The organism is Streptomyces sp. NPDC058240, from assembly GCF_042882135.1.
GTDB lineage: Bacteria > Actinomycetota > Actinomycetes > Streptomycetales > Streptomycetaceae > Streptomyces.
In genome coordinates this window covers 1-9,757 of the sequence record NZ_JBHVWT010000099.1, presented here as the reverse complement: position 1 = coordinate 9,757, position 9,757 = coordinate 1, and the positions used below count along the sequence as shown (strand labels likewise).

Annotated in this window: 11 protein-coding genes and 1 pseudogene; 6 read left to right on the top strand and 6 right to left on the bottom strand. The window is 67.8% G+C overall.

What is annotated here, in order from left to right; translation table 11 throughout:
* Positions 1 to 633: 633 nt before the first annotated feature.
* Entirely contained in the window at positions 634 to 798 is a 165-nt protein-coding gene (locus ACFVX4_RS41010) for a hypothetical protein (RefSeq protein ID WP_389988295.1), read from the bottom strand.
* A gap of 92 nt (positions 799 to 890) precedes the next feature.
* On the bottom strand, positions 891 to 1,391 hold the full coding sequence (locus ACFVX4_RS41005; RefSeq protein WP_389988292.1) for a cupin domain-containing protein: 501 nt from the start codon (positions 1,389 to 1,391) through the stop codon (positions 891 to 893).
* A gap of 123 nt (positions 1,392 to 1,514) precedes the next feature.
* Between ACFVX4_RS41005 and ACFVX4_RS41000 the strand changes: the two genes are divergently transcribed.
* Positions 1,515 to 2,054, top strand: coding sequence for a MarR family transcriptional regulator (locus ACFVX4_RS41000; protein ID WP_326743048.1), 540 nt, complete (start codon positions 1,515 to 1,517; stop codon positions 2,052 to 2,054).
* A 75-nt stretch (positions 2,055 to 2,129) separates the two neighbouring features.
* On the opposite strand, the gene ACFVX4_RS40995 is transcribed toward ACFVX4_RS41000, so the two are convergent.
* Positions 2,130 to 2,546, bottom strand: coding sequence for an ester cyclase (locus ACFVX4_RS40995; RefSeq protein WP_360552148.1), 417 nt, complete (start codon positions 2,544 to 2,546; stop codon positions 2,130 to 2,132).
* A gap of 62 nt (positions 2,547 to 2,608) precedes the next feature.
* On the opposite strand from ACFVX4_RS40995, the gene ACFVX4_RS40990 reads away from it, so the two are divergent.
* Positions 2,609 to 3,271 carry a TetR family transcriptional regulator gene (locus ACFVX4_RS40990; RefSeq protein WP_389988288.1) on the top strand — a complete coding sequence of 221 codons (663 nt, stop codon included), beginning with the start codon at positions 2,609 to 2,611 and terminating at the stop codon, positions 3,269 to 3,271.
* A gap of 370 nt (positions 3,272 to 3,641) precedes the next feature.
* Here the strand turns inward: ACFVX4_RS40990 and ACFVX4_RS40985 are convergent.
* Positions 3,642 to 3,839 (bottom strand): annotated as a pseudogene (locus ACFVX4_RS40985) (transposase); the annotation flags it as partial.
* Between the two features lie 329 nt (positions 3,840 to 4,168).
* Between ACFVX4_RS40985 and ACFVX4_RS40980 the strand changes: the two are divergent.
* Positions 4,169 to 4,312: a hypothetical protein gene (locus ACFVX4_RS40980; RefSeq protein ID WP_389988285.1), complete on the top strand. Its 144-nt coding sequence runs from the start codon at positions 4,169 to 4,171 to the stop codon at positions 4,310 to 4,312.
* Positions 4,313 to 4,468: 156 nt separating this feature from the next.
* Here ACFVX4_RS40980 and ACFVX4_RS40975 read toward each other — a convergent pair whose 3' ends face one another.
* Together ACFVX4_RS40975 and ACFVX4_RS40970 are read right to left on the bottom strand one after the other, a co-directional pair.
* Positions 4,469 to 5,116 carry a LysE family translocator gene (locus tag ACFVX4_RS40975; protein WP_389988282.1) on the bottom strand — a complete coding sequence of 216 codons (648 nt, stop codon included), beginning with the start codon at positions 5,114 to 5,116 and terminating at the stop codon, positions 4,469 to 4,471.
* Positions 5,117 to 5,125: 9 nt separating this feature from the next.
* On the bottom strand, positions 5,126 to 5,731 hold the full coding sequence (locus ACFVX4_RS40970) for a DinB family protein (RefSeq protein ID WP_389988279.1): 606 nt from the start codon (positions 5,729 to 5,731) through the stop codon (positions 5,126 to 5,128).
* A 200-nt stretch (positions 5,732 to 5,931) separates the two neighbouring features.
* Here ACFVX4_RS40970 and ACFVX4_RS40965 point away from each other — a divergent pair, with 200 nt between their 5' ends.
* From ACFVX4_RS40965 to ACFVX4_RS40955, 3 genes are all read left to right on the top strand, one after another.
* Positions 5,932 to 7,269, top strand: coding sequence for a PLP-dependent aminotransferase family protein (locus tag ACFVX4_RS40965; protein ID WP_389988276.1), 1,338 nt, complete (start codon positions 5,932 to 5,934; stop codon positions 7,267 to 7,269).
* Positions 7,270 to 7,769: 500 nt separating this feature from the next.
* Positions 7,770 to 8,693: an NADP-dependent oxidoreductase gene (locus ACFVX4_RS40960; protein ID WP_389988273.1), complete on the top strand. Its 924-nt coding sequence runs from the start codon at positions 7,770 to 7,772 to the stop codon at positions 8,691 to 8,693.
* A gap of 33 nt (positions 8,694 to 8,726) precedes the next feature.
* Positions 8,727 to 9,665 carry an AraC family transcriptional regulator gene (locus tag ACFVX4_RS40955; RefSeq protein ID WP_389988270.1) on the top strand — a complete coding sequence of 313 codons (939 nt, stop codon included), beginning with the start codon at positions 8,727 to 8,729 and terminating at the stop codon, positions 9,663 to 9,665.
* Positions 9,666 to 9,757: the final 92 nt, after the last annotated feature.

Below are 9,757 nucleotides of genomic sequence, written 5' to 3'. Positions count from 1 at the left end.
CCAGTTCTACCGGGGCTCCGCTTCTCCCATCCGAAAACGCCGCAGATCAGAGCACACTTGCCAACGCCCCCGGAGTCATAACTTCACGGCCTTGAGCTTTAGCCCGTACCTGTCCTTCTCCGGAACCGCTTCCTGTGGCCGTGCTTCTCTCGGGTCTTCTCCTGCACAGATTCCAGGTTCCCGACACCGCCGGACTACCCCTGCACTCGTGGGACATGATCCTCCTCGGCCCAACCGGACCCGTCCGCCTTTCCGACTCCGGACCGCCTGGTCCTCGTCGCGCACGGACGCCACGACCCCGGCCGCGCCTCCCGCCCCGACGACGCAGCAGTCCGTGCGGTCCCTGTGGGCCGTCGTGCTCCTGCTCGATGCATGCTTCGTCCTGTACGTGCCGTAGGAGCACCCGGCTCTCACCTGAGTACCTGGTACTCACCGACCCGCTGACCGTTGCGTTCGGATTCATCGCTACCGCGGGAAAGTTCGTCCAGTGGGTGCGGTGGCAGTGAGCCCGGTCCGCCCGTCCGACCTCGGGAGCAGGATGGGCGGACCCCATGCTCGGCTGGGGACACTGGGCCAGCCGCGGTGAGCGGTGGCAGGAAGGACAGTCGTGGGCCGCCCCTGTCATAGGCGCTATTAGACGATGGGGGCGACGACGCCGACGGTGTTGCAGTCCTTGCGGATCAGGAACGGCAGCCCCTGTTCCAGGGCGACGAGCACGGCAACTGTGCCGGCCGTCTCCTTGTTTGTCGCTCGGCAGACCTTCGCGACGCCGCAGCCACCGTGATCGTCACCCTGCATTATGACACCGTGGGCCTCTGCGAAGAACCCGCAGGCGAGGGTGCCCGTCGTCGCCCTCGGCGAACGATGCCTCGCTCCAGGCGATCGGGCGATCAGCGACGCTGACGGGCTCGTTGCCAGGTGGCGCTCTCCACGAAGAAGTTGTCGAAGCGTTCTTGCGAATCGAGGAGTTCCCGCGGATCGGCCGTGCCCTTGCTGACGCGGTCGAGCAGCCGGAAGTAGTCGAAGCGCTCGACGCCGGGGGTGATGACGATCAGTACGTCGGCGCCCGCGTCGGGTTCGGCGGCGAAGGCGTGCGGCAGTCCTGGCGGCACGAGGAGGAAGTCCCCCTCGTCCGCGGTGATCACACTGTCCCCGGCCAGTGCCTGAAGCCGGCCGCCGAGTACGAAGAAGAGCTCGGCGGATCCGGTGTGGCGGTGAGGCGGGGCTCCGTCGGTGCCCGCGGTCAGGGTCACCCGCTGGGCGCTCACGGCCCCGCCGGTGGTACTCGCGTCAGCAAAGAGCCGCACGGTGCTGTCGGCGCTGCCCAACAGCTCGGCCTCGGCATCCCGGACCAGGATTCCGCCCTGGGCATTGGAAGTGATCAAGGACATACGCCCCTCCAGTCGTCAGAACCGCATCCGGTCCCGGACGCAAGCCGGGATCGCGATCGGCAGAAGTGATTCCGCGTCGAATAGTACGACAGCTAACTATCAGCCGTCGAATAAGATGGAGACGTGACGAAGGAAGACGGGACCAAGCAGGGCGTGGCTGCCGAGACGCGCCAAAGCCCCAAAGACGCTGTCGATCAGATCCTCGACCAGTGGCGCAGGGAACGGCCGGACCTGGACCTGTCGGCGGTGGGGGTCTTCGGGCGGCTGGGTCAGCTCTCGCTCCTCCTCACCCCCATCCTCGAAGGGGTCTTCGCCCAGCACGGGCTGCGACGGGGTGAGTTCGATGTCCTGGCCGCACTGCGCCGATCCGGACCTCCGTACACCCTGATCCCGTCCGCCCTCGCGAAGACCCTGATGCTCTCCCGTGCCGGCATGACCAACCGCCTGGACCGCCTGGAGGCGGACGGCCTGGTGGAACGCCGTCTCGATCCCACCGACCGCCGCAGTTTCCGTGTCGCACTCACCGACCGCGGCCACGAAGTCGTCGACGCCGCGGTCACCGATCACGCCGCCAACGAATCCCGCCTCCTCTCCGCCCTCACCCCCGACGAACGCGAAACCCTCGACCACGCCCTGCGCACCCTGCTCCAGGCGATCGAGTAGGGCCGAGCGACCCCCCGCCGGGCAGCCGCTCGATTTTGCCGACAGGTAGGGGCAGCGTCGTGGCTCGCCGGTCGATCAGTCGTGGGACGCGGAGTGGTGCGTGAGTTGGCCGACCACGGTCGCACTGTCCGCGAAGAGCCGCTCCTCGACTACGTAGCCCTCCGAATCGAAGGTGATGACGGCCGCCATCTCTATGACGATCGAGTTGCCGGTGGCCGCGAACGCCCCGTACTCGCCGTCGTGTGTGCCTTCGAAGCGGACCAGCATCGAGCCAGTGAGGCCGTCCTGGCCCAGCGGACGGATGCTCGCCCTCAGGTCGCTGAAGCCCGCGAAGAGCGCCGACTCGCGGGCGGCGAGCGCATCGATCCCCTCCTGGGGACCGGTCAGGGGCGAGTCGTACCGGGCCGGTTCACGCCAGAGGGCGGTCACTGCCTCGATGCTGTGGTGATTGACAGCAGCCTCGGCCGCGCGAGCGAAATCGTCGATGAACATCGCCAAGCCTCCTTAATTAAACCTGCGTGCTGGTCTATTTAATTACCAGTATCATGCTGACCATGGCAAGCGCGATCAGGAACAGTGCCCCTGCGAGGCGAGTCGGCCGCCCGCCGGGACCCACCGCCCATGGAGCCGCCTCCCGCGACCGCATCCTGGAGGCAGCCGCCGGAGTGTTCGCGCGACTCGGCTACGACCGTGCCCGGATGGCGGACGTCGTCATGGAGAGTGGACTCACCAAGGGCTCGGTCTACTTCCACTTCGAGAACAAGGAAGCGCTCGCGATCGCGGTTCTGTCCACCAAGCACGCACAGTGGCTTGACCTCGTCCGCACGAGACTGGCCGCGACACCGGAAGGGATCGATCGGCTCGAAGCACTGCTCCCGACGATGCTCGACCTGCACCGCGACGACCCGGACGCCTGGGTCATCGCCCGGTTGATCCAGGACCTAGCGGACGTTCCCGAAACCCGCCCGCTGGCAGCCCAGCTGACCCGGACCTGGATCGACGACGTCGCCGACCTCATCCGCGGCGCCCAGCGCGCGGCGGACGCAACGGTCGGGATCAACCCGACCCTGCTCGCCACCGTTCTCGTCGGCGCCTTCGACGGTCTGAAAAACACCGTCGACATCCTGAACACCGGTGCCGACGAGGCGAACGCACACCTCGCCGCCGGCGGCGAGGTGTTGCTGACGATGCTGCGGTCCGTCCTGGGGCGAGCGTAGCCCGCTCAACGAACGCTGGCGCACCCTCAAGCACATCACCCTCAGCCCCGGCCGTCGGCGCCATCGCCAAAGCCGCCCTCGTTCTCAACAACGCCTGGCCATGACTTTCATTGAGAAAACCTCAGTACGAGGGCTATTTACGAGGGCTATTGGGGCGGCGTCAAAGTCATCAAGGTCGACACGTCCTCCCCGAGCGACTCGGTCCACGCCCACCGCGGCAGCTCCAACAACTGGGGCAACTGCTAGGCGACCAGGAGCCCCGCACGACCGGCAGCGGGCGTTCGCCCTGCGATTGGGGACTGCTGCACGGTGTGGTGACATCTGATCTGGCTTGCCCGTGGGCGGCCTGGAAGGATGTTGCTGTGCCTGCGGTGATCTCGCCCTCAAGAGCGGACTCCAGCAGTCGCTTGATCAGCTGCTGCAACAGCCCGCCCTCACCGGTCAGCTGCAGCCCCTCGGCCTGGGCCCGGCCCACCGGCTCCTCGATCAACTACTGGTCCACGGACGTGGACCGCTGTGGCTCGGCCGACTCGACGGTCTCGGGCTCACTCGTGTTGTTGCTGGTCATCGGTGCATCTTCCTTGATCAGGAGTTACACCGTTCTTTTCTTTTGCAGACCTCGCCGCTGTCCGCCGACGCGGTTGGGCACGGGAGATATGCGTGGCAGGTGCGCCGCCCGTCGCCGCGCAGTGAGATGCGGCTACGGAGGTGTACTCGGAGACGATTTCGGCAGGGCAAGGGCAGTGGCCCAGTCGGCGAACTCGCCGTCGAATTTCCCGTCTTCCAAGCGGTCGGCGACGGTGACGCGCAGGTCGCCGAATTTCGTGCCGAAGCGCTCGATGCGGTAATCGGGGGCGAGCGCGAGCAGGTCGTAGTGAGCTCGCCGTCTTCGCCGAGGTGGTGTGGCCCTTGCGGGCCCGCGACCTGTGCGAGACCCTCGATCTCGGCTTCGCACCGAAGAGCATCGAGGGCATGCGCTCGAAACTCAAAAGCATCCTGGCCGAGACCGAACCCGGCCTGTTCGCCCAGGCCCGGCCGTAACGTGACCCGAAGCGCCTGACCACACAACCTCACCCAAGCCACATCACGAACCGGACATCAAACCGCGAAACACCCCTCTCAGGAACACACGGAATTCCTGTCCCTGGGGCGGTAAAGCCCAGGTCGGCACCGGACCGCTCCCCATGTGCCGTGCCGTCAGCTCGACTTGACTGGACCTGAGGTGTCGAGGGCCAGCGAGATGGCGAGCGCGCCGAGCGCCGTGCCCATCGCGTAGCGCTGCACCTTGAGCCAGGAGGGGCGGCGCGAGAGGAAGACGGCGATGGTTCCGGCTGCCAGGACGATGGTGAGGTTGACCGCGACGCTGACCACGATCTGGATCGAGCCGAGCGCGATGCCCTGGAGGAGGACGTGGCCCTTCTCCAGGTCGATGAACTGCGGGATGAGCGAGAGGTACATGACGGCGATCTTCGGGTTGAGCAGGTTCGTCATCAGTCCCATCATGAATAGCTTGCGCGGCGAGTCGTACGGGATGTCCTGCGGGGCGAAGACGGAGACGCCGCCCGGCTTCAGCGCGTTCCAGGCGAGGTAGGCGAGGTATGCCGCGCCAGCCAGCTTCACGGCGAAGTACAGCTCGGGCACGGCGATGAAGACGACCGACAGGCCGAGGTTTGCGGCCAGTAGATACACCATGAAGCCCAGGGCCACACCGCCGAGGGAGATGATCCCGGCGCGCCTGCCCTGGGTGATGCTGCGTGAGACGAGATAGACCATGTTCGGGCCCGGGGTGAGCACCATCCCGAGGGCCACCACCATCACGCCGAGGACCCCGCTCAGTTCAACCATGAAAACCCCTCATTCGCTGTTATGCCCCGCCACCGTCTCCGGACGCGCCCTGTCGGAGCGGTCACCGCGCCGTACCTCGGCGAGGTCGTGAGCGATGTCGTGAAGGAGATGGCGGGTGAAGAAATCGACGGTGAGTCGCGAGTCGGCCAGGCCCGCGCCGTCGCGGTCCCAGTCGTCGGCGGTGAGCGTGGCCAGGCGGCGGGCCAGGGCCTCGGCGGCCCACCCCAGTTCCTCCGCCACCTGTCGCGGTTCCTCGTCGCGGTAGCGCCGGACGACGTCCGGGCGTTCCGCGGCCAGCCCGACATCCGGCGCGGTGCGGTGGTCCGGTGCAATCGTTGTGGTTCCGAAAATTGCGTCGAGCCTCTTGTGGAACAGGAGGCACATGTCACGGACGTGGCAGCCGTGTTCCAGCGGTGACCAGTGAGGCACGCCCACGCGCCGGCCGTCGAGCCCTGGCCCCGTCAGGACCCGCTGCCACTCCGCCGCGTACTTCCGCAGCAGGCCGACGACCGTACCGTGCCTTACCAGGCAGGAGGTGAATCCGCACCGGTCACAGTCGGTCAGCGGCAAGGGAGTCCGGCCGAGCGGAGACCGAGACCATGCGGGCGTGTTCACTGCTGGCAGGACTCCTTTCCGGCGGTCGCGCGCCCTCTCGTGACGCATCCAAACAGGGGTTCCCCAGCCCGGTGCACGGGCGAGGCTCGAAGCAATGCCGCGAGCATATTGCCTGCGAAATCTCGATGCAATATGCATTATTGCACTCGGTGCAATTGTGTGGTTGGATGGCGGAGGCACGTGGACGAGAGGAGAGCGCCGTGAAGGACTATCAGAGCGTCGCCGACACGGTGGCCGAGGAGATCAGGGCCGGCATCCTCCGGCCGGGCGACAGGCTTCCCCCGCAGCGCAAGTTCGCCCAGCAGCACGGCATCGCCAACTCCACCGCCACCCGCGTCTACCAGGAACTCGCCCGACGGGGCCTCACTCTCGGCGAAGTGGGCCGCGGCACCTTCGTTCGCGCGGTCCCCCGTGCATCCGCGCCCGCGCTCACCGAACCCGCAGGCAGCCGGATCGACCTGGAGCTCAACTATCCGGTGGTGTCCGAGCAGGCCACGCTGCTGGCCAACGGGCTCGGCGGGCTGTTGCGTCCCGATGTCCTCGGGTACGCGCTGCGGCCCGTCGGCGCGGCCGGCGTTCCGGCCGTCCGCGAGTCCGCCGCCGATCTGCTCGCGCGTGGCGGCTGGCGCCCCGACCCGGCGCAGGTGCTCTTCGCGGGGAACGGGCGGCAGGCCATCTCGGCCGTCGTCACCGCCCTGGTGCCACCGGGCGCTCGGCTCGGCGTCGAGGAACTGACCTACCCCGTGATCAAGGCCATCGCCACGCGGCTCGGCATCACCCTCGTGCCCCTGGCCATGGATGCAGCAGGGCTGATCCCGGAGGCCGTCGAGGAAGCCCACCGCAGCGGCCCGCTGCACGCCGTCTACGTACAGCCGACTCTGCACAACCCGCTGTCGATTACGATGCCCCGGGAACGGGTGGAGCATCTGTCCGATGTCCTGTTGCGGTCGGGGATCCCCGCGATCGAGGACACCATCTGGGCCTTCCTCCACGACGAAGTGCCGCCGCTCGCCTCTCTGGCCCCCGAGCAGACCGTCCTCGTCGACAGCCTGTCCAAGCGCATCGCCCCTGGCCTGACCCTCGGGTTCGTAGTGGCGCCCGGCTTCCTGGTGGGCGAGATCGCCACGTCGCTGCGCTCGGGGGGTTGGACCCCCATGCGCTTCGCACTGGAGGCGGCCTACCACTGGCAGCAGGACGGCACCGTGAAGGCGCTCGTACAGGCCAAGCAGCGGGAAGCCGCCGTACGGCAGGAGATCGCGGCCCGGCACCTCGGCGGCTTCGCTGTGCGGAGCGACCCGCGCTCGTACCACTGCTGGTGGCAACTGCCCCGCCCGTGGCGCGCGGACACCTTCGTCGCCGCCGCCGCCCGGCACGGCATCGGAGTGGTGCCGGCCGCCGCGTTCACTGTCGGAAATAACCACGCCCCCAACGCGATCCGGCTGGGGCTCGCCTCCCCGCAGACCGACGTTCTCTCCCAGGCGCTGGCCACACTGGCCGAACTCGCCCGGTCCGCCCCGGACGACCTCGTCACCGACTGACGCCTGCCCGCGCGCGTCGGCGACCGTCCCGGCGAAGACCGAGGCGGAGCCCACGGCCACAGACACGGGATCGGCGTCGAGATCGTCGAGCGGAACCCGCAGGACAAGAGCTTTATCGCGACTCCGAGGAGGCCGGGCGGCCCTCGTAGTCGCGGAAACTCAATCTGCTGGGATGAAACCGTCCTGTACGTGTGGTTCTGCGGGCGCTGGTACCCGACGCTGAGGTTCCCGGCCTTACAGCTGCCCCAGAGTTCCGGCTGTGCGGACTGGCAAGGCCGACGCGCCGCTCGGGCCCTGCTGGCGGACGCTGCAACCTGATCATTTACTTCATGATCGTCAAGGGTGTCATCGACGTCTGAGGCATTTATGGCCGAGAGTACGCACCGACAAGACGCTGGGACATGTAGCCGAGACGGAAGGCTATTCTCCGGCTCATTCGATCTTCCTAGGGTTGAGGACATCAAGCCGGACATCAACCGGTCGAACCAGGGAGAGTTACCGTGCGCGCAGTGTTCCAGAAGTCTTTCGGTGGCCCCGAGGTCCTCGAGGTCGTGGAGACCGAGCGGCCGAAGCCGCTGCCCGGCGAGGTTCTTGTCAAGGTCCACGCCAGTGCGGTCAACCCTGTGGACGTGTTCGTCAGGTCCGGCGCTTTCCCACTGCTCGGTGAGCCGCCGTTCGGCGTGGGCTGGGACATTTCCGGGGTGGTCGAAGAGGCCGGCCCCGGCGCCAGATTCGAGGTGGGGGACGAGGTATACGGGATGCCGTTCTTCCCCCGCGCCGCCACCGGGTACGCCGAGTACGTCGCCGCACCGTCCCGCCAGGTGGCTCGCAAGCCCGCCTCTCTCGACCATGTGCACGCCGCCGCCATCCCCCTCGCGGCGCTCACGGCCTGGCAGGGCCTGGTACAGGCGGCAGGCGTCAAGGCGGGCGACCGGGTACTGATCCACAGGGCAGCCGGTGGTGTCGGCCACTTCGCGGTACAGATCGCGAAGGCACACGGCGCCCATGTGATCGCCATGGCCAGTCCGGCCCGGCACGATTTCGTCCGCGGCCTCGGCGCCAACGAGGTCATCGACTACCGGACCACCGACTTCACCGAGGCCGTCAAGGACGCCGACGTGGTTTTCGACTCCACGGCCCAGGGCGATCTCTCGCTCGGTGTGCTGCGCCCCGGCGGCGTACTCATCAGCATCGTGGAACACGCCGACCCAAAGCTCGCCGTACGCGTCGAGGCTGCCGGGCGGCGCTTCGCCGGCATCTCGGTCGAGCCGGACTACGCCGCGCTCGAAGCGATCGCCGACCTGGTCGACGCGGGCCTGATCCGCCCGCACGTCGAGGAGACGTTCCCGCTGGAGGAGGCCGGTAAGGCACATGAGCTGGTCGCCTCGGGACACGTACAGGGCAAGATTGTCCTGACGGTCTGACCGCGACGGGCCGAACCAGGGAGAGCAAGGCGGATGGATATCCTCACCGAGGCGCTGGCCTCGATGCGCACCGGGCACCCGGCATCCGTACGGACCAACGGCCGCGCCCCCTGGGGCGTGCGGCTGCCGCCAGTCGCAGGCGCCGGGTTCCATGTGGTGCTGTACGGGACCTGCTGGCTGGTCCCCCTCAATGACACACCACCGCATCTGAAGCCGATCCCGCTGAGCCCCGGTGATGTGATCTTCCTGCGCAGCGGGCGGGGCCATATCCTCGCCGATCATCCCTCCACCCCGGCCGTGGCGGCCACGGCGGAGCAGTTCCAACGGGGTTCACCGATCGGCTCGCTCACGCTCGGTGGCAAAGGCCCCGAGACCAGCCTCCTGTGCGGCGACTACCAGCTGGACCAAAGCCGCCCGCACCCGCTGGTGCGCCACCTGCCCGAGGTGATCCATCTGCCGACGCGGCACGGCCGCCATCCGGAGTTGAGCGCCGCCGTCCAACTCCTCGGCTCCGAGCTGGAAAACCCACGCATCGGCGCGGACGGCATCGTGCCCAGTCTGATCGACTCGCTGCTCCTCTACATCCTGCGGGCCTGGCTGGACGATCAGCCCCCGACCGCCGCCCAGGGGTGGGCTGCAGCCCTGGGCGACTCGGCGGTGGCGCCTGCCCTGTCGGCCATTCACGACGACCCCTCGGTCCAGTGGACGGTCGAATCGCTGGCCGAGCGGGCAGGGCTGTCCCGCGCCGCCTTCGCCCGACGGTTCGCCTCGCTGGTGGGCGAACCGCCGATGGCCTATCTGACCCGCTGGCGCATGACGACCGCCGCCCGTCTGCTGCGCGAGTCCAATGCCTCACTGACGACGGTCGCCGCCCGCACCGGATACGGCTCGGAGTTCTCCTTCGCCAGAGCATTCAAGAGGGAGTACGGCCTGGCCCCGGGCGGCTACCGGCGCCAGACCAGGGCTGCCTAGTGTGATGCGCCAGAAAAGGCGGCCTTAAGTCTGTAGGCTGTTTTTATGTCGTATCGAGGCCCTCGTGCTGTCGAAGTCTTGCTGTCCGCTGA